We start from the raw sequence: 17,809 nt of genomic DNA, 5'->3' as shown, positions 1-17,809 counted from the left end.
AGTGGGTGTTGCGTTTCTGATTCGACATCATCGATCCCTTCGAAATCGGCCAGGCGATAGCTTAAACCAGTGTCTGGATTTCAGGGTCCACTATAGACGACCACCCGGTCAGGGCTTGACGCCGCTCATGGCGGCCGAGTAGAAGGAATCAAACCCGATGGAAACCCCATGTTAGAGAACCTTCGCGAACGCCTGCAAGCACACCGACCACGCCGGGTCGGCCTGCGCCTGCCCGAGGCCGCGGTACTGCTGCCCATCGTCGACCGGCCCGAACCGACCCTGCTGTTCACCCGTCGCGCCGATCACCTCAACACCCACAGCGGCCAGGTGGCCTTCCCGGGTGGCAAGCGCGAACCGCAGGATAGCGACCTGCTGGCCACCGCGCTGCGCGAGTCCCTGGAGGAGATCGCCCTGCCGCCGGAGCGCGTGGAACTGCTCGGCCGGCTCTCGGAGGTGGTCTCGCTGCATGGCCTGCGCGTCACCCCCTGGGTGGGGCTGATCCCGCCCGACCTGCCGCTTGTCCCCGACCCGGGCGAGCTCGATGCCATCTTCGAGGTGCCGCTGTCGCACTTCCTCGAGGACCAGCGCACCCACACCGACGTGATACGGGTGGACGGCCGCGACTACTACGTGCCCAGCTACCGAACCGATGGCCACGTGATCTGGGGGCTCTCGGCAATGATGCTGGTGGAACTGCTCGCCGAGGGCTTCGGCATGCCGATCAGCCTCTTCGAGCGCCCGCCGGGCGAGCTGCTCTATCTCCCCGAGCGCCGAGTCTCTCGCCCATGACGACGACCACGCTCCCCTCGGGCACCGCCCTGCCCCGCGGACGCCTGGCCGAGCTGGTCGATGCCCTGGTGGCCCAAGGCTGGTACGTCGGCGAGGGGTTTCTCCCCGCCGAGCTGTGTGCGGAGCTCTATCGTGAAGTGACTACCATGGCCGACCACGAAGCCCTCGAGCAGGCCGGCATCGGTCGCGGCCAGGCCCATGCCCTGCGCCGCGACATCCGCGGCGATGCCATTCGCTGGCTGGACCGCGAGAGCCGCGCTCGGCGCCGCTATCTGGAGGCCATGGGCGAGCTGCAGCAGGAACTCAACCGGGCGCTGTTCCTGGGCCTCTTCGAGTACGAGGCGCACTTCGCCCGTTATCCGGCCGGCGCCTTCTACCTGCGACACCTCGACAGCTTCCGTGGCCGTGCCAACCGGGTGATTTCCACGGTGGGCTACCTCAACCCCGGATGGCCCGCCGAGGCCGGTGGCGAGATGGTGATCTTCTCCGCCGATGATCCCGACCGCGAAGTGGCCCGGGTACGCCCCGAGGCCGGCACCTTTGCCTGCTTCCTCGCCGAGAGCATACCCCACGAGGTGCTGCCTACCCGCCTGCCCCGGGCCAGCATCGCCGGCTGGTTCCGGCGCAATGCCTCACTGGGCAGCCGGGTGGACCCCGCGCACTGATGGAAGTGATGCGCAGGGCCAAGAACGGCAAGGCTCAGGACGAACCTTTCCACTGGTATAACGCGCTCAGCGACCAGGGTGCGGATGTCAATGGCGTTGATCTTCGAGGATTGGCAGTCGCGCCAGAGAGGGTTGGGCGTCTCAGCGAAAGGGTGCCGGCATGGTGAAGAGTACGGCGAGGGAGATGCCACTTAATGACTTGACCGGCTAGATGTTGAGTTGGGTGATCTTCATCAAGCGCCCTACAGCCGGTGGGTTTCGACCACATAGCCAATAATCGGATAGCCCGCCTTGCGAGCGGCCTTCTCGGCCTCGAGTTGGGCCTCGACCTTGGAGATGCTGGAGGAGACATGCTCGAAGACACGATCGAGTTCCAGCGGCTTGGTGCGCACCGCAAGTTTGACCAGGTGGCCGGTCTTCGGTGCGCCGGCAGGCTTGCTGCGCACTGCCTTGGGGGTAGTAGGATGGTCGTCCATAGGCCATTCGGGGGGCGAGATCACCGACTTGCGCCGCGTCTCTCGGGTATTATCCATGAAGGCATTGATCTCGCGTCGCATCTGTTGCTCGAATTCACTCAGTTCCGTATCCATCGTCTCTCCGTCAGCCAAATCGAACGACGAGTCTACCCGTCGTGGATGCAATTTCAATCGGCCCGTGCCGGTGATGAAGCATCATAAATCAGGTATGGGGAGCATGCCGCTCGCTTCAAGGCATTGCACCCTCACCCCAACGCCACGTCCAGCATCATCATTATCGAAAAACCGCTCATTGTCGCCATGGTGACCAGGTCAATGTTTTCATGTTTTCGTTGGGACTCTGGAATCAACTCTTCCACCACCACGAAAATCATGGCGCCGGCAGCAAAGCAGAGTGCGTAGGGCAATATATATTGCATCTTCAGTACAAACAGCGCGCCAAGAACTCCAGCAATAGGCTCCACGACGCCCGATGCCTGCCCGAACAAGAAGCTTTTCCGCTTGCTCATCCCCTCTCTTCTCAAGGGCATGGCGACGGCAGTACCCTCTGGGAAATTCTGGATGCCGATACCGATCGCCAGGGCAAATGCGCCACCGAGAGTGGCCGAGGGGAGATCCGCAGCCACCGCGCCAAAAGCCACGCCTACCGCTAGGCCTTCGGGAATATTGTGAAGGGTTATCGCCAGCACGAGCAGCGTGCTGCGTTGCCAGGTCGTCGGTATCCCTTCACTTTTATCCATGCTCAAGAAAGGGTGAAGGTGTGGCAGCAGTCTGTCGGCCAACCTCATGAAGATACCTCCCCCCATGAAGCCGATGACGGCGGTCAGCCAGGGAAGGTGGCCCAACTGCTCTGCCATGGCAATACCCGGGGCAAGCAGCGACCAGAAACTCGCGGCAATCATGACGCCCGCGGCGAAGCCCAGCATGGAATCCATCAAGCGTTGGTTTAAGGCGTTGGTCACGAATACTAGAGCCGCACCTGCCGCCGTGACACCCCAGGTGAAGAGTGTCGCCAAGAGCGCCTGCATGACAGGATCAAGCTGTTGGAAGAAATCGATCACCCTAACGTCGCCAGTCGATGATAAATGTCGTGTTCATTCGTCGATTTTTGCCGAGTTGACATGAAGGCGTTGGCATGCCGAAAAAACTGCCCATGCCATTGGGCATGATAGCCGCACGCCGGAATCCTGAATAATACGGGTAATGATGCGGCTCACGTCAAGTCGCATCGACCATCCAGTGAGATGTCGCTGGCTCGTGGACGCATCGCCTAGACTGACCTGAGGCCTCTTCGAGGACAAACACCATGTCCCATGCCGACATCCGCTTCCATGACCGGCTGAACGACTTCCTGCCGCCCGCCTCGTGCGGCGAGCGCTTCTCCTGCGAGGTGTCGCGCCGGGCCGCCATCAAGGACGTGATCGAGTCGCTGGGTGTCCCGCATACCGAGGTGGACGTGATCCTGGTCGACGGCGTCTCGGTGGGCTTCGAGCACATCCTGAGCGGTGGCGAACGGGTGGCGGTCTATCCGTGGACGACGGCCCCGCAGGTTGCCCACCACCTGCGCCCTCACCCACCCGCCTGCCCACGATTCCTGGCGGATGCCCAACTGGGCCGGCTGGCCCGCTACCTGCGCATGCTGGGCTTCGATTGCCTTTACCGCAACGACATCGGCGACGCTGAACTGGCCATCCGCGCCGAGCAGGAGCAGCGCGTGGTATTGACCCGCGACCGCCTGCTGCTCAAGCGCAAGCGGATTCGTCTCGCCCATTACGTGCGCAGCGACGACCCCTGGCGGCAGGTCGAGGAGGTGTGCCGGGAATTCGACCTCGCGCCGGTGTTCGCGCCCTTTACCCGCTGCACGGACTGCAACGGCCTGCTAGTCAGGGTCGACAAGGCGTCGGTGATCGACCGGCTCGAACCCCTGACGCGTCAGTATGTGGACGACTTTCTGCAGTGCAAGGCCTGCGGCAAACTCTACTGGCATGGCAGCCATGTCGCGCGCATGGAGGAGCGGGTGGCGCGGCTGCGAAGGACGCTGGCGCCACCGGCAGAGTAAGTCCCCCGACCGGAGGGAGCGGGGGTTGAACTCCGGCAGTCTCGACCAGAAAATAAGAAAGAATGATGCCATGTCAAATGCCTGCCTGATCAATAATGTCGCAGGTGACAGGCCACAGGTGACAGAGAGCGCAGGATTTCCCACTTTACCCGCAACATTCTAAATTCACATGTCAGCAATCACGAGGAGGTTTCTCTATGGTGGATCGTCTCGACCCGTATCCCACTCGCCTGACCGAGTACCGTGCACCGTTTGCCCGCCGGGATCCGGTGGTGCATGCCCGCAATCAACGCCGCTGGGAAGGCCCACTGGATGAAGTGGCCCTCTCGCGCTACGAGCGTGATGGTTTCCTGTGGTTCGAGGGATTCTTCTCCCGGGATCGCATCGAGCCGTTCTTCGAGGAACTCAAGCAGATGGCCAATGACGAGTCGCTGATGCGCTCGGAGCAGGTCATCCAGGACCCCAACAGCGGCGCCATTCGCTCCGTGTTCGGCATGCACCAGCTTTCAGAGCATTTCGACCGTCTGACTCGCGACCCACGCATTCTGGGCATGGTGCGCCAGCTGCTGGGCAGCGAGGTCTATATCCACCAGTCGCGCATCAATGACAAATACGGCTTCCAGGGCAGCGGCTTCGACTGGCATTCTGACTTCGAGACCTGGCACGCCGAGGATGGCATGCCACGCATGCGGGCGGTAAGTGCCTCACTGATGCTAACCGACAATAACGAGTTCAACGGTCCGCTAATGCTGATCCCCGGTTCCCATCACCAGTTCGTGCCCTGCGTGGGCGAAACACCCGAGGCCAACTGGCAAGAGTCGCTCAAGGCGCAGACGCTGGGCGTGCCCGACCAGCAGTCGCTGGCCAGCCTGGCAGAGCGTGGCGGCATCCAGGCACCCAAGGGGCCGGCAGGCTCACTACTGCTGTTCGAGTGCAACACCCTGCACGCCTCCAACGAGAACATGTCGCCCTGGCCGCGCTCCAATCTGTTCTTCGTCTACAACAGCGTGGACAACACCCTGGAAGAACCCTATGCAGCCCCATCTCGGCGCCCTGAATTCCTCGCCACGCGCGGCGACATTGAGCCGCTGACGATGCACGATGACTTCCCGGAACTCTCCGGCCAGGGGGTCGACCCGCTGCGCTGAGTCGCGTCGGACATTCGCGCCCGTTTCACCTGTATACGACAACGGCCGTGGCGGTGACGCTACGGCCGTTTTACGGGGTATGAAAAGTTCAGAAGTTCGGCTTGCGCTTCTCGACGAAGGCGCTCATGCCCTCGCTCTGCTCTTCGCCGGCGAAGCAGAGTGCGAAGAGGCTGGTCTCGAGGGCTAGGGCGCTGTCCAGATCCTGGTCCATGCCATCATGGATGGCCTGCTTGGCGCTGCGTACGGCCTCGGGGCCATTCCCGGAGAGCTGCTTGGTGAGCTCCTCGGCATAGGCCTCGAGCTCGGCCTGGGGCATCACGCGATTGACCAGGCCGATGCGCAGGGCCTCCTGGGCGTCGATCTTGCGTCCGGTGATGCACAGGTCGATGGCCATTGCCGGACCGACACGACGCGGCAGGCGCTGGGTGCCACCGAAGCCGGGGATCACGCCGAGGCCCACCTCGGGTTGGCCGAAGATGGCATTGTCGCTGGCCACGGCCCAGTCGCAGGCCAGTGCCAGCTCGCAGCCACCGCCCAGGCAGAAGCCGTTGACCAGCGCCACCACAGGGACGGGCAGGGTCTCGAGGCGCTTGATGGTGCGCAGCGCCTGGCGGGCGAAGGCGCGGGCCTGCTCCGGCGTCTTGTCGCGCATCTCGGCGATATCGGCGCCGGCCACGAAGGCCTTCTCGCCGTCGCCGGTGATCAGCACCGCCCGCAGGTCGTCGCGCCGCTCGAGATCGGCAAGAACGGACTCCAGTTCGGTGAGGATCTCACTGTTCAGGGCGTTCAGCGCCTTGGGGCGGTTGATGGTCAGACGCACGATGCCGGCGTTTTCTACAACTTCGATCGGGGACTCACTCATTTGGGGGCTCCTGATAGTGTTCTTGAAGGTAGACCGCCCAACCCTAGCGAACGCTTGGTTGGGCGGCAATCCCCTCATTGTCGACTTCAGCAATCTACGCCTGGTGCGCTGTCGCTTACCAGGCCTACGGTTGGAGCCGTGACTAACGTAGGCCGGATCAGCCGGAGGCGCATCCGGCGTGGAACTCCGTGCAACCTATTAGTAGACGTGAAAACCTCGGCCCGTCTTCCGCCCCAGATAACCGGCATCCACCATACGCTTAAGCAGCGGGCAGGGGCGGTACTTGGGATCGCCGAAGCCCGCCTGCAGCACCTCCATGATCGCCAGGCAGACATCCAGGCCGATCAGGTCGCCTAGCGCCAGCGGGCCCATGGGATGGGCGGCGCCGAGCTTCATGGCCTCGTCCACCGCCTCGGCAGTGGCCGCTCCCTCCTGCACCAGGAAGGCCGCCTCGTTGATCATCGGCACCAGCAGGCGATTGACCGCGAAACCGGGGGAGTCGCCGACTGGCACGGCGGTCTTGCCCAGCGCCTTCGCCAGCGACTCGATGCGCGCCACAGTGGCATCGCTGGTCTGCTCGGCGCGGATCACTTCGACCAGCTTGAGCACCGGCACCGGGTTGAAGAAATGCATGCCGACCACCCGCTCGGGGCGCTCGGATACCGCGGCGAGCCGGGTCAATGACAGCGAGGAGGTATTGGAGGCGAGTATCGCATCGTGGCTCAGGCGGCTCAGGTCGCGGAACAGTTTCTCCTTGATCTCCGGCTGCTCGGGGGCGGCCTCGATGATCACCTCGCAGTCTTGCAGGGCATCCAGCGTGGTGGTGGTATCCAGCCGAGCAAGGGCTGCCTCCCGATCGGCATCACTGAGCTTCTCCTTGGCCACCCGCTTACCCAGGCCCTTGTCGATGGCCGACCGGGCACGCCCGAGCTGTTCATTGGCCACGTCATAGAGCTTGACGACGAAGCCGCTGGTGGCCAGGACCTGGGCGATACCCTGACCCATGGTGCCGGCGCCCACCACGCCGATCGGTTGCTCACTCATAGCCCTCTCTCCCATTGTGGTCACTGCCTGCGCGCCTCTTGACGCAGCACGAACTTCTGGATCTTGCCGGTGGAGGTCTTGGGCAGCTCGCTGAAGATCACCGTCTTCGGTGCCTTGAAGTGAGCCAGATGCGCCCGACAGTGGTCAATGATATCCTGCTCGGTCACCTCACCATAGCCCACCTTTAGCTTGACGAAGGCGCAAGGGGTCTCGCCCCACTTCTCGTCGGGCTTGGCCACTACCGCGGCCTCCTCCACCGCCGGGTGCGCATAGATGGCATCCTCCACCTCAATGGTGGAGATGTTCTCGCCGCCGGAAATGATAATGTCCTTGGAGCGGTCCTTGATCTCGATGTAGCCGTCGGCATGCCACACGGCCAGGTCGCCGGTATGGTACCAGCCACCCTCAAGCGCCTGCTGGGTAGCCTCCTCATTCTTGAGGTAACCCTTCATTACGTTGTTGCCGCGCATCAAGATTTCGCCGATAGTCTCGCCATCCTTGGGCACTGGCTCCAGGGTGTTGGGGTCGGCCACGCAGAGCGCCTCGAGCATGGGATAACGCACCCCCTGGCGGGACTTGAGCTTTGCTCGCTCTTCCATGGGCAGCTCGTCCCACGACTCGCGCCAGGCACAGGAAGTCACCGGGCCGTAGACCTCGGTAAGGCCGTAGACATGGGTAACGTCGATACCCAGCCGCTCGACGCCGGCGATCACCGAGGCGGGCGGCGCGGCGCCGGCAGTGGTGACCTTCACCGGGTGGTCGAAATCGCGCTTGTCGGCGTCCGGCAGGTTGACCAGACCGTTGAGCACGATGGGCGCGCCGCTGAAGTGGGTCACCCCCTCGTCGGCGATCAGGTCCATCACCTTCTTCGCCTCCACCTTGCGCAGGCAGACGTTGGTGCCGGCGGCGGCGGCGATGGTCCAAGGGAAGCACCAGCCGTTGCAGTGGAACATCGGCAAGGTCCAGAGATAGACTGGGTGGTGCGGCATCGCCCATACCAGGATGTTACTGGTAGCGTTCAGATAGGCGCCGCGATGGTGATAGACCACGCCCTTGGGCTTGCCGGTGGTGCCGGAAGTGTAGTTGAGCGAGATCGCTTGCCACTCATCCTCGGGCAGCCGGTAGGGGTGAGCCGGGTCGCCTTCAGCGAGCAGCGCCTCATACTCAAGCTCGCCGATGGCGCGCCACTCGGGAAGGAATTGCGCATCCGCCACGTCGATAATCAGCGGCTTCTTATCAAGCTTGTTCACTGCCGCCTCGACGACGTCAGCGAACTCGGGGTCGACCAGGATCGCCTTCGCCTCACCGTGCTCCAGCATGTAGGCAATCGCCTCGTCATCCAAGCGGATGTTCAGGGTATTGAGTACGCAACCCGCTAGCGGCACGCCGAAGTGGGCCTCGAACATCACCGGCACATTGGGCAGCATGGCAGCCACTGTCTCTCCCGGTTGGATGCCGCGCTTCACCAGCGCCGAAGCGAGCCGCCGGCAGCGCTCCCAGGTGGTGCCCCAGTCGCGGCGAATCTCGCCATGGACCACCGCCGGGTAGTCTGGATAGACCGAGGCAGTGCGTTCGATGAAAGTCAGCGGCGAAAGTGGCACGAAGTTGGCGGGGGTCTTGGGCAGGCCCTGTTCGAAGAGGGAAGTTGTCATGAGGTACGCCTATCGTCTGCTGATTCATTGATGGTCGTCAAATTGACCTGCGTTTTGTAGCTCGGGCTCGCGTTTTACTCCTACTGCATTGTATCCTTGGATATCTCACCTTCCTCCACCGCCTTATCGGAAAGGGAACGCTGTGCCTCACGACCGAAAAGGTTCTGCTTTTCCACCAGATAATAGAGCACTGCCCCGGCGGCTAGGCCCCAGCCGGCGCCATACACTGCCAGTACCACGGCCATGGTGCCCGCCACACCGCGCTCGGCAGTGGTTTTGGTCTGCTCCATGCCTACCATCAGACAGATATAGCCGGTCAGCAGCAGGGTCAGGGAGAGCGCGATGGGGAGTACCGGCTGAAACATGCTGACTAGCGGCAGAATGAACAGCGCAATGAAACCTGTGATCCAGAAGGTGCCGCCGCCACTGTAGATGGACTCCATAGCGTTACGGCCCTGCTTGTAGCGCTCGGCCATGGTGGCGGTCACAGCGGTCCATATCGGCCCAGCCAGCCCCGGGTAAGGCGCTAGGAAGGCATGCATTAGGTTGCGGATGGCGGTGACGTGATGAATCCGGTCGGTGCTGTAGTCGATCTTCTCGTCGCCGCGCAGATGATCAACCCGTGACATCAGACTGCGGCCTACTAGGATGTCACCGAAGGCGATGACGTAGGCGATTACCGCCGTAGGCACAGCTAGCAGGAATACCTCCGGACCCGGAAAGCCCACCATGAACGGAAGGTATGACCACATGTCACTGAAGTTGGGTAGGGTGATGCCCCACTCGATGACCGGGCGCGGGTACTCACCCAACACCCAAGCCACCAGGATGGCGATGACCATGCCCGGCACCATGCCGTAGTTGGCAATCTTGCGAATGATGGCGTGATCCTGGACCCAGTTGCGAAACGCAGCGGAGAACAGCATGAAGATCGCGACCAGCATGCCAATGATCAGCGAGATCGGTGTTTCCGCCAGACGACCGCCCTCCTGGATTTCCCCGGTAATAGCGGCGATACCGGCACCGATGATGATGCCCGCCTGCAGCGAGTTAGGCACTAGATGCACCAGCTTACGTCCCAAGCCAGTCACCCCCAGGAGAAAGAAGATCAGGAACACCAGTAACTGCAGGGCAAACAGCGCCTGGATGGCTTCGGGACCCGGCTCGAAGTCCCCAAGGAAGACTAGTACGACAGGGATCGCAGGGGTGATCCAGCCAGGCACCATGGGCACGCCCAGTAACGCCGGCAACATGAAACCAATGCCACACACCACCACGAAGGCCAGTGCCACATCGTAGGGTAGGCCCAGATACTGCTCGAGAAGTGGAATCATGGCCAGGCTGACAACGAACATGATCAGCGCCTGGATCATCTCGGCCATTTCCCAGCGGTAGTGAATGAAGGGCAGGCGAACCTTGAACGGCCCCGCAGGCCAGTAGGGTTGTTCCTCGCCGTGTTTGCGATGCTTCAATTGCATGGGTATCTCCTTTCCCACTAGGCAGCCGTTAGCGGATTGGCAGTTGATAAGGGGTGAACGATGGATAAGACCGTGCCGCCGGCACGCAGCCGGCGGTGATGGCGTCAGTGGGCGCTGGGGTCGAAGGCGGCTAGGCTCGCCATGCCGGCCTCGATCACCGCCAGCTGGGCACGGCCTTCAGGTAGCCACTGGCGAATGGCCCAGTCGGCGGCCTGTTGCTTGGCCGTGTAGAAGTGGTCCGGCTGTCCGGGATCGTCGCTTCCTGCGTCGATGGCCGCGCTGGCCGCCAGCGCGGCCCGGCCCATCTGCCAGGCACACAACACATGTCCGGCAAGGCTCAGGAAGGGCGTGGCATAGGCCTGGACGGCATCGGCACCTCGCGTCGGGTCACTGCCCTGCTCAAGCAGGGTGGCTAGGGCGGCGGTAAGATCGGCGGCACCGGCGGCAAGTCCCTCGCCGAGGGTTGCCAGCGCGGGGGTTGCCGAGAGTGCCCGTGCGGTACCTTCCACCTCGTCAATCAAGGCGGCCATGGCGACCCCACCGTCGCGCTGCAATTTGCGGCCGGCCAGGTCCAGCGCCTGGATGCCGTTGGTACCCTCGTAGATGGGGGCGATGCGGGCATCGCGCAGCAACTGGGCAGCACCAGTCTCCTCGATATAGCCCATGCCGCCGTGGACCTGGATGCCCAGCGAGGCGATCTCCACCGCCTGGTCGGTAGAGAAGGCCTTGACCACCGGAATCAGCACGTCGACCCGCGCCTGGGCCGCCGTGCGATCGGCCGCGTCCGCCGCGTGGCGGGCCACGTCGAGCTGGGCGGCGCAGTAAAGGGCCAGCGCGCGCAGGGCATCAGTGCGAGCGCGCATGGAGAGCAGCATACGGCGCACGTCGAGGTGATCGCTGATCGTGCAGTCATTACGCCCGGAGCGCGGGCTGCGCCCCTGGGTCCGCTCCAGGGCATAGGCGAAGGCCTGCTGGCAGGCGCGCTCGGCCACACCGATACCCTGCACGCCCACCTTGTGGCGCGCCTCGTTCATCATGGTGAACATGTGGTTGAGGCCGCGACCCTCCTCCCCCACCAGGTAGCCGATGGCGCCGCCGTTTTCACCGAAGCTCAGGGTGCAGGTGGGCGAGCCGTGGATCCCCAGCTTGTGCTCGATGGCCGCACAGATGACATCGTTGCGCTCGCCCAGGCTCCCGTCTTGATTGACCTGGGGCTCATTCACCACGTACTTCTTCACCACGTACTTCGGCACCAGGAACAGCGAGATGCCTTTGTTACCCACGGGGGCATCGGGAGTTCGCGCCAATACCAGGTGAATAATGTTCTCGGCGGCGTCATGCTCGCCCCAGGTAATGTAGATCTTCTGGCCGAACAGCCGGTAGCTGCCATCCTCCTGGGGCACAGCGCGGGTGCGCACCTTGGAGAGATCCGAGCCCGCCTGGGGCTCGGTGAGGTTCATGGTGCCGCTCCAGGTGCCCTCGACGAGCTTCGCCAGGTAGGTGGCCTGCTGCTCGTCGCTGCCGTGGTGGGCCAGGGCCTCGATCGCGCCAGCGGTAAGCATCGGGCACAGCCCCAGCGCCATGTTGGCGCCGTGGAGCATCTCCTGCACGGCGCTGGCCACCACCTCAGGAAGCCCCTGGCCGCCCAACGCCTCGGAGACGCCAATGCCATTCCAGCCGCCCTCAGCATAGGCGCGGTAGGCCTCGGCGAAGCCATCGGGGACGCTCACGCTGCCGTCATCGCGGCGAGTGCAGCCCTGACGGTCGCCACTGGCATTGAGCGGCGCCCATACCTCGTTGGCCAGCCGAGCGGCCTCCTCCAGCACGGCCTCTACCAGCTCGGGGCTAACCTCCTCGAAGCCGGGCAAGGAGAGCGAACGATGCTCGAGCAGTTCCTCAAGCACGAAACGAGTGTCGCGGACAGGCGCGGCAAAGGGGATCATTGAGGCTCCTCAGGAAAATGTGTACGTCGATCCTAGAGGTGCGACTGCTCACCAGCCATTATCCCAAGGTCTTAGCATCCGGCCGCAGGGTATCTCAGCCGCGCCCTGAGCCCCGCTCAATGCCCGACGGCGCCTCCTGGGCGGGTGGTGGCTGCGGGGCATCAGCTCGTGAGTCGTCGTAGTAGACGATATGCGGCTCATCGGAGGGTGGCGGCCCTACCAGCGGCTCGGCCACCTCGACCTCGGGTACAGCGCCGGACAGATCCTCGATGTGCTCGTGCTCGATGGCGCCCTGCATCCACTCATCGGTGATAGCGAGCTCCGCCCCTGCCGCCGACATCGGCGTACTGGCATGGAACGGCGCCACCGGTACCGGCGCCGGACGCACGCTACGCCGCCAGACGAAGAAGGCCACCAGGAACAGACCCAGGCCGCCAAAGGCCCAGAACAGACCGGCATCACCCAAAAGGCTCATCACCGGCGAGATCAGCGGCGGGCTCAGCGCCGAGCCGATGGCGTTGATCAGCAGCAGACCCTGGCTCATGCGCACCAGGGCCCCGGCCGGGGCACGGTCGGCGGCATGGCCGACTGCCACCGGATACAGCGAGAAGACGCCTCCGCCGAGCAGGAACAGTAGCCCGGCCAGGAGCCAGGCATTCATTGGCAGCCACAGTACCGCCAAGGAGATCAGGGTGCAGAAGGCCCCGATCAGGATAAGAACCTGCTGGCGATCATGGCGGTCCGACCAGCGCCCCACCGGGTACTGCAGGAGCATGGCACCGAGCACCACCACCGCCATCATCTGCCCGATCCGGTCGACCGCAAGGCCGGTGCGCTGGAGGTAGAGCGGCAACAGGGAGTAGACGGCCGCGACCAGCAACCCCGAGCCGAAACTGCCCATCACCCCGGTAGGGGTCAGGGTGATCAGGCGCAGCGGTGAGAGCGGCTCGGCCTTCTCGATCAGCGGTGAGACCCGCGGGATCATCGCCATGGGCAGTACCGAGAGCGAGGCCAGCATGCCGATCACTATGAATGACGTCGCCCCGCCCATGCCCTCGGTGACGCCAAGCAGCAGCTGGCCAAAGACGCCGGCGGCATACAGCGAGATCATATAGAGCGCCAACAGGCGGCCACGCACTCGGGCATCGCCGGAGGCCAGCAGCCAGCTCTCGATCACCAGGTAGACGCCCACCGTGGCCCAGCCGCCGATCAGGCGCAACGCGAACCAGGCCCACGGCTCGGCCACCAGCCCCTGCAGCAGCACGGTCACTGCCACCAGCGAGGCGAAGCTGCCGTAGGCGCGAATATGGCCGATGCGCAGCAGCAGCCGGTCGTTGAGCATGGCACCCAGCGCCAGACCGATGAAGTAGGCCGACGAGACCCAGCCGATCACCACCGGAGACTCCCCGGCGGCATCCAGCCGCAGGGTGATCACCGTGGCCAAAAAGCCGTTGCCGATGCCCAGGATGAAAAGCCCCAGCAGGGGCGGGAGGGCCATGGCCAGCAGATGCCGCGACATGAAGTGCCTCACAGCAGTCGATAAAGGGGAGCAGCGTGGAGTAGCAAGCAACAAAAAAACAGTGCCGTGAAGCGCCTGTCTCGGCATTGGTTACGACGTTCGCAGCATCGTGGGCGCGGCAATCATACGCTTCCCAGCCGGCGAGTCAAATGCTCCCCCGCTCGCTGCTACAGACGGCCTGTGCAGTGCCAGCAAGGGCTCACCCGGTCATCCCCGGCGCCATCAGCCACGGCGTTTATGCTTGTGAAACAGCACCACGTCAGCGGCAGGGAACTCGACATGCATCTCCAGCTCGTCAGCCAGCCAACGGAAGGTCGCCTCGCTGAAGAAGACCACATGGGTGGGGTCGAGGATGTAGTGCCAGCGCATGAAGGCCTCGGGGGTGGTGACGCGCTTGGTCATCAGCCCCAGCCAGCCACCGACGCTCAGCAGGTCGGCCAGTCGTGCCAGCTCGCGGCCCGGCGCGAAGAGGTGCTCGGCGACCTCGCTGGCGGTGATAAAGTCGTAGCTCTGCTCGAGCACCGACACGTCAGGCGCATAGAAGGGATCATAGATCGCCATGGGGTGGCCCGCCTCCTCGAACATCACCGATAGCGTCGGCCCCGGCCCCGAGCCGAAGTCGAGTCCTTGGGCGCTGGGCGAGAGCCGCATGCGCAACGGCTCGTAGAGCCGCGACAGGAAACGCCGGTAGCCAGGATCGTGCGGGGTATTCTCGTGCTGGTCGTAGACCTTGCGCTCATTAACCAGCCCGAGCCTCTGGGCCGGCGGCACGAACACCAGCGCGCAGTGACCACAACGATGATAGTCGCGCCGCCCATCACGGTGAAAGTGCCCGGTGTCGGTGGACGCGCATAGCGGACAAGTCAGCATCATCGTATCCTCTGAGCCACAACACTCCCTCCACGATTCCCCTGTTCGCTCCAGAACCCGCAAGGAGACCCGAATGCTGTCAGGTCTGGACCACCTGGTCATCACCGTGACCGATATTTCCCGTGCCGTGGACTTCTACTCTCGAGTGCTGGGACTAGAAGTGCGCTACCGTGACCGCGAGCGCGTCGACCTGATGCTGGGCGATATCGCCCTGCGCCTGCACTGGACTGCCACCGACGTCACCCCTCGAGCCGCCACCCCCACGCCCGGCAGCCTCGATCTCTGCCTGCGCAGCCTGCTGCCACTCGATGAGGTGCAGCGCCATCTGGAGGCGCTGGACGTTGAGGTCGAGCTCGGCCCGGTAACCCGCCAGGGTGCCACCGGCGAACTCACCTCGCTCTATCTGCGCGATCCGGACGGCAACCTGCTGGAGCTCAGCCGCCCGGTGAAGCCCCGACCTGACTAACACCCGCTGGCTTGAGGTTCACTGGCCTGAAGTTCGCTGGCATTGCGCGCTTCGACCGGTATGATTGGCTCCCACCATCGATCTTCAGGGAGGCGCCATGAACGAACGGCAAGCGCAGAACGACCGAGCCATCGCCAAGCACGGCAGTGGCCCCGACACTACCCTCCCTATCGTGGTGTATGTGCTGCATCTGGCCGGCATAATCACCGGCGGCCTCACCTCGCTGGTCGGCGTGGTGATCGCCTACGTCTACCGCGGCAACGGCCCGGCCTGGCTCGACGAGCACTATCGCTACCAGATCCGCACCTTCTGGATCGCTCTGCTCTACTTCGGCATTTCCGGGCTACTGACCCTGGTACTGATCGGCTTTCTCACCTGGCTGGCCGCGGTGGTATGGCTGGTGCTCCGCTGTGTGAAGGGGCTCAAGACCCTTAACGAGCATCGCGCCCCGGATCATGTCGACACCTGGTGGGTGTGAGCCATGGCCGCGGGTGAGTCTCCCTCCAGCGAACTTCAGGCCCGCGCCATCGCCACCCTGTGGCGCAGCCTAGCCAGGCGACGCCTCACCACCCTGTGGTGGCTGGCCAGGCTGGCCGGCCCGTTGGTGGAGCAGCTGAGTCGCCGCGAGCGGCGAGTCACTCGGACCAATCTGATGACGGTCTACCCCTCGTGCAACGACGCCCAACGCCGTCAGCTCGCCCGGCAGAGCCTGACCCACTCCACCGCCACTATGCTTGAGCTGGGGTTCGCCTGGCGGGGCGATCTTAAGCGGGTCGAGGCCTCAATTCTCGAGGTCCATGGTCGCGAACTACTCGACAAGGCCCGAGACGAGGGCCGCGGTGTCATCGTACTGGCCCCCCACTTCGGCAACTGGGAGGTGCTCAACTTCTGGCTCTCCGGTCACTTCCCCTTCACCGCCATGTACGAGCCACCCAAGCTCGCCCCGCTGGAACCAATCATCCGCCAGGGCCGCGAGCGCCGCGGTGCGCGCCTGGTGCCCACCACCCCCCGTGGCGTGGCCGCGCTGCTCAAAGCCCTCAAGCGCGCCGAGGCGGTGGGCATCCTGCCCGACCAGGAGCCTGACTGGGGCAGAGGTGTCTTCGCGCCCTTCTATAACCGGCTCGCCTACACCGCCACCCTATTGCCCAAGCTGGTAGCGCGCACCCAGGCGCGGGTCGTCACCGGGGTGGCGCTGCGCCTGCCCGGCAAGGGCTTCGCCGTACACTTCCTGGCCGCCGACCCGCGCGTCTACGCCACCGACGAGGTCACCTCGGCCACCGGCGTCAATGCCAGTGTGGAGGCCGTTATCGCCCTGGACCCGGCCCAGTACCAATGGGAGTACAAGCGCTATCGCAAGACCCCTCAGGAGGCGGAAGACCACCCGGACTTCAAACATTTCCGGCTCTATCGCTGACGCGTCGCCCACCGCGCCGGGTGTCGACTACGCTAACGGGACGCACCCATACTATCGGAGGTTCTTCATGTCGGTCCGGCTCCCAGCTTGTGTCCAGCGCGTCTCGCTGCTTGCCGCGCTGCTGATGACGCCACTTTTAACCACCCCCGCCCGGGCACAGGAGGCGGCGCAGACCACGGTCGCCGTGGCTGGCACCTCGCAGCGTCTCGAGGCGCCGGCCGGGGCGCACATCGCCAAGCTCGTCGCACTCGACAACCCGCGCCTGATCAGTCTGAGCCACGACGGCGAGATGTTCATCGGCAGCCAGGCCGACACGGTCTATCGCCTGACGCCGCCCTACGATAATGCGCAGGAACTGGTCCGCCTCGACGACTATCCGCACAGCGCAGTGCGCCGCGGCGAGGCGCTCTACGTTGCCACTACCGACGCCCTGCTGCGCGCCGACTATCACACGGGCGCCACGCTTGACGCCGACGATTTCCACCAAGTCGCGGCGATTCCCGGTGGCGGCGGGCACAACTCGCGCTCGCTGAGTCTCGGCCCCGACGGCCGGCTGTATCTCTCGCTGGGCATCCAGGGCAACTGCTCGAATCAGTACCTGGGCGGCGACTACCCCTTCGATGATCGCCGCGGCGGCGTCATGGTTCTCGACGAGAGTGGCGCCAAGCCCGCCTGGCGCCCCTACGTCAGCGGCCTGCGCAACCCCGTCGGCCTGGCCTGGCGCGACGATGGCACGCTCTATGCCAACAACAACGGCCCGGATCACTGGGGTTTCAAGCGCCCCCGCGAGGTACTGGTACGCGCCGAGCCGGGACGCTTCTTTGGCATGCCCTGGTTCCAATGGATCGACGGCGAGGTGAAACGCGACAACTGCATCGACACCGCTCCGCCGAAGCCGGCAAGCGCGGTCACGCCGCCTGTTGCCACCTTCCCGGCGCGCAGCGCGCCGATGGGGCTGACCTTCCTCCCCGACGGCCATCCCCTCGGCGTCGACCTGATCAGCGTCCTTCACGGCAGTTGGGGCACCGCGCCCACCGGCAGCGCCAGCGGCGATCCGGCGACACGCCGCGAACCGGCGCTGATGGGCGTGCGTCTCGATGCCGACGGCCACCACGGCAAGGTGATGCCGCTGGTCACCGGCTTCCAGGACGCTGAGGGCCGGCGCTGGGCCCGTCCGGTGGGCGTGGTGGTGGGCCCCGACAACACCGTCTACTTCACCACCGATGCCGGCGAGACGGGGCTCTATCGGCTGACCGTCGGCGACTGAGTGGGCCAGATCGCTGATCGATTCCCACCAGCCGGGCAGGGCCCAATGCGCAATTGTAATACATTGGTCAGCGCGCGCCCGGAGACTGGCTGCCCTGGCGGTACTTCGCTGCCACGCACTTGTAGCGTCACGCCAGTCTCGGCGAGGTATCCTCTTC

17 protein-coding genes are annotated in these 17,809 nt (G+C 64.3%); 8 read left to right on the top strand and 9 right to left on the bottom strand.

Annotated elements, in window-relative coordinates:
• Window positions 1-168 precede the first annotated feature (168 nt).
• Together DFO68_RS12955 and DFO68_RS12950 are read left to right on the top strand one after the other, a co-directional pair.
• Entirely contained in the window at window positions 169-789 is a 621-nt protein-coding gene (locus tag DFO68_RS12955; protein WP_133484060.1) for a CoA pyrophosphatase, read from the top strand.
• The gene (locus tag DFO68_RS12950) at window positions 786-1,454 is read left to right on the top strand and encodes a 2OG-Fe(II) oxygenase (RefSeq protein WP_133484059.1); all 669 of its coding nucleotides are present in this window, start codon (window positions 786-788) and stop codon (window positions 1,452-1,454) included. The genes DFO68_RS12955 and DFO68_RS12950 overlap by 4 nt, the downstream gene beginning before the upstream one ends.
• A 242-nt stretch (window positions 1,455-1,696) precedes the next feature.
• On the opposite strand, the gene DFO68_RS12945 is transcribed toward DFO68_RS12950, so the two are convergent.
• Window positions 1,697-2,044, bottom strand: coding sequence for a hypothetical protein (locus DFO68_RS12945; RefSeq protein ID WP_133484058.1), 348 nt, complete (start codon window positions 2,042-2,044; stop codon window positions 1,697-1,699).
• A gap of 131 nt (window positions 2,045-2,175) precedes the next feature.
• On the bottom strand, window positions 2,176-2,991 hold the full coding sequence (locus tag DFO68_RS12940) for a ZIP family metal transporter (RefSeq protein ID WP_133484057.1): 816 nt from the start codon (window positions 2,989-2,991) through the stop codon (window positions 2,176-2,178).
• 245 nt (window positions 2,992-3,236) lie between these two features.
• On the opposite strand from DFO68_RS12940, the gene DFO68_RS12935 reads away from it, so the two are divergent.
• Together DFO68_RS12935 and thpD are read left to right on the top strand one after the other, a co-directional pair.
• Window positions 3,237-3,989: a Mut7-C RNAse domain-containing protein gene (locus DFO68_RS12935; protein WP_208107429.1), complete on the top strand. Its 753-nt coding sequence runs from the start codon at window positions 3,237-3,239 to the stop codon at window positions 3,987-3,989.
• 197 nt (window positions 3,990-4,186) lie between these two features.
• Window positions 4,187-5,137, top strand: a complete 951-nt coding sequence (gene thpD, locus DFO68_RS12930) for an ectoine hydroxylase (protein ID WP_133484056.1) — start codon at window positions 4,187-4,189, stop codon at window positions 5,135-5,137.
• 88 nt (window positions 5,138-5,225) lie between these two features.
• Here the strand turns inward: thpD and DFO68_RS12925 are convergent, their stop codons facing one another.
• From DFO68_RS12925 to DFO68_RS12895, 7 genes are all read right to left on the bottom strand, one after another.
• Window positions 5,226-5,999 (bottom strand): enoyl-CoA hydratase-related protein, encoded by a 774-nt coding sequence (locus tag DFO68_RS12925; RefSeq protein ID WP_133484055.1) that lies wholly within the window; start codon window positions 5,997-5,999, stop codon window positions 5,226-5,228.
• A gap of 198 nt (window positions 6,000-6,197) precedes the next feature.
• Window positions 6,198-7,043: a 3-hydroxybutyryl-CoA dehydrogenase gene (locus tag DFO68_RS12920; protein ID WP_133484054.1), complete on the bottom strand. Its 846-nt coding sequence runs from the start codon at window positions 7,041-7,043 to the stop codon at window positions 6,198-6,200.
• Window positions 7,044-7,063: 20 nt separating this feature from the next.
• Window positions 7,064-8,695, bottom strand: coding sequence for an acyl-CoA synthetase (locus DFO68_RS12915; protein WP_133484053.1), 1,632 nt, complete (start codon window positions 8,693-8,695; stop codon window positions 7,064-7,066).
• A gap of 80 nt (window positions 8,696-8,775) precedes the next feature.
• Window positions 8,776-10,173, bottom strand: coding sequence for a solute carrier family 23 protein (locus DFO68_RS12910; protein ID WP_133484052.1), 1,398 nt, complete (start codon window positions 10,171-10,173; stop codon window positions 8,776-8,778).
• A gap of 104 nt (window positions 10,174-10,277) precedes the next feature.
• Entirely contained in the window at window positions 10,278-12,116 is a 1,839-nt protein-coding gene (locus DFO68_RS12905; RefSeq protein ID WP_133484051.1) for an acyl-CoA dehydrogenase, read from the bottom strand.
• Between the two features lie 94 nt (window positions 12,117-12,210).
• Complete coding sequence (locus DFO68_RS12900; RefSeq protein WP_133484050.1) at window positions 12,211-13,635, bottom strand: MFS transporter; 1,425 nt, start codon at window positions 13,633-13,635, stop codon at window positions 12,211-12,213.
• Between the two features lie 222 nt (window positions 13,636-13,857).
• The gene (locus tag DFO68_RS12895) at window positions 13,858-14,508 is read right to left on the bottom strand and encodes a class I SAM-dependent methyltransferase (protein ID WP_133484049.1); all 651 of its coding nucleotides are present in this window, start codon (window positions 14,506-14,508) and stop codon (window positions 13,858-13,860) included.
• A 70-nt stretch (window positions 14,509-14,578) separates the two neighbouring features.
• On the opposite strand from DFO68_RS12895, the gene DFO68_RS12890 reads away from it, so the two are divergent.
• From DFO68_RS12890 to DFO68_RS12875, 4 genes are all read left to right on the top strand, one after another.
• Window positions 14,579-14,971 carry a VOC family protein gene (locus DFO68_RS12890; protein WP_133484048.1) on the top strand — a complete coding sequence of 131 codons (393 nt, stop codon included), beginning with the start codon at window positions 14,579-14,581 and terminating at the stop codon, window positions 14,969-14,971.
• Window positions 14,972-15,068: 97 nt separating this feature from the next.
• Window positions 15,069-15,449, top strand: a complete 381-nt coding sequence (locus tag DFO68_RS12885) for a DUF4870 family protein (protein WP_133484047.1) — start codon at window positions 15,069-15,071, stop codon at window positions 15,447-15,449.
• Window positions 15,450-15,452: 3 nt separating this feature from the next.
• A complete protein-coding gene (locus DFO68_RS12880; RefSeq protein WP_133484046.1) occupies window positions 15,453-16,385 on the top strand; it encodes a lysophospholipid acyltransferase family protein in 933 nt (310 codons plus the stop codon).
• 67 nt (window positions 16,386-16,452) lie between these two features.
• Window positions 16,453-17,652, top strand: a complete 1,200-nt coding sequence (locus tag DFO68_RS12875; RefSeq protein ID WP_133484045.1) for a PQQ-dependent sugar dehydrogenase — start codon at window positions 16,453-16,455, stop codon at window positions 17,650-17,652.
• The last annotated feature ends 157 nt before the right edge of the window (window positions 17,653-17,809 follow it).

This window comes from Halomonas ventosae (assembly GCF_004361885.1).
In the GTDB taxonomy this organism is placed as follows: Bacteria; Pseudomonadota; Gammaproteobacteria; order Pseudomonadales; family Halomonadaceae; genus Halomonas; species Halomonas ventosae_C.
The sequence above is the reverse complement of the archived record's forward strand: the minus strand, read 5'-3'. Positions and strand labels throughout refer to the sequence as shown.

Excerpts from the sequence above, each read along its gene's own strand:
- DFO68_RS12955 (WP_133484060.1), top strand. The coding sequence starts at position 169 with ATGTTAGAGAACCTTCGCGAACGCCTGCAAGCACACCGACCACGCCGG.
- DFO68_RS12950 (WP_133484059.1), top strand. The coding sequence starts at position 786 with ATGACGACGACCACGCTCCCCTCGGGCACCGCCCTGCCCCGCGGACGC.
- DFO68_RS12945 (WP_133484058.1), bottom strand. The coding sequence starts at position 2,044 with ATGGATACGGAACTGAGTGAATTCGAGCAACAGATGCGACGCGAGATC.
- DFO68_RS12935 (WP_208107429.1), top strand. The coding sequence starts at position 3,237 with ATGTCCCATGCCGACATCCGCTTCCATGACCGGCTGAACGACTTCCTG.
- thpD (WP_133484056.1), top strand. The coding sequence starts at position 4,187 with ATGGTGGATCGTCTCGACCCGTATCCCACTCGCCTGACCGAGTACCGT.
- DFO68_RS12925 (WP_133484055.1), bottom strand. The coding sequence starts at position 5,999 with ATGAGTGAGTCCCCGATCGAAGTTGTAGAAAACGCCGGCATCGTGCGT.
- DFO68_RS12920 (WP_133484054.1), bottom strand. The coding sequence starts at position 7,043 with ATGAGTGAGCAACCGATCGGCGTGGTGGGCGCCGGCACCATGGGTCAG.
- DFO68_RS12915 (WP_133484053.1), bottom strand. The coding sequence starts at position 8,695 with ATGACAACTTCCCTCTTCGAACAGGGCCTGCCCAAGACCCCCGCCAAC.
- DFO68_RS12910 (WP_133484052.1), bottom strand. The coding sequence starts at position 10,173 with ATGCAATTGAAGCATCGCAAACACGGCGAGGAACAACCCTACTGGCCT.
- DFO68_RS12905 (WP_133484051.1), bottom strand. The coding sequence starts at position 12,116 with ATGATCCCCTTTGCCGCGCCTGTCCGCGACACTCGTTTCGTGCTTGAG.
- DFO68_RS12900 (WP_133484050.1), bottom strand. The coding sequence starts at position 13,635 with ATGTCGCGGCATCTGCTGGCCATGGCCCTCCCGCCCCTGCTGGGGCTT.
- DFO68_RS12895 (WP_133484049.1), bottom strand. The coding sequence starts at position 14,508 with ATGATGCTGACTTGTCCGCTATGCGCGTCCACCGACACCGGGCACTTT.
- DFO68_RS12890 (WP_133484048.1), top strand. The coding sequence starts at position 14,579 with ATGCTGTCAGGTCTGGACCACCTGGTCATCACCGTGACCGATATTTCC.
- DFO68_RS12885 (WP_133484047.1), top strand. The coding sequence starts at position 15,069 with ATGAACGAACGGCAAGCGCAGAACGACCGAGCCATCGCCAAGCACGGC.
- DFO68_RS12880 (WP_133484046.1), top strand. The coding sequence starts at position 15,453 with ATGGCCGCGGGTGAGTCTCCCTCCAGCGAACTTCAGGCCCGCGCCATC.
- DFO68_RS12875 (WP_133484045.1), top strand. The coding sequence starts at position 16,453 with ATGTCGGTCCGGCTCCCAGCTTGTGTCCAGCGCGTCTCGCTGCTTGCC.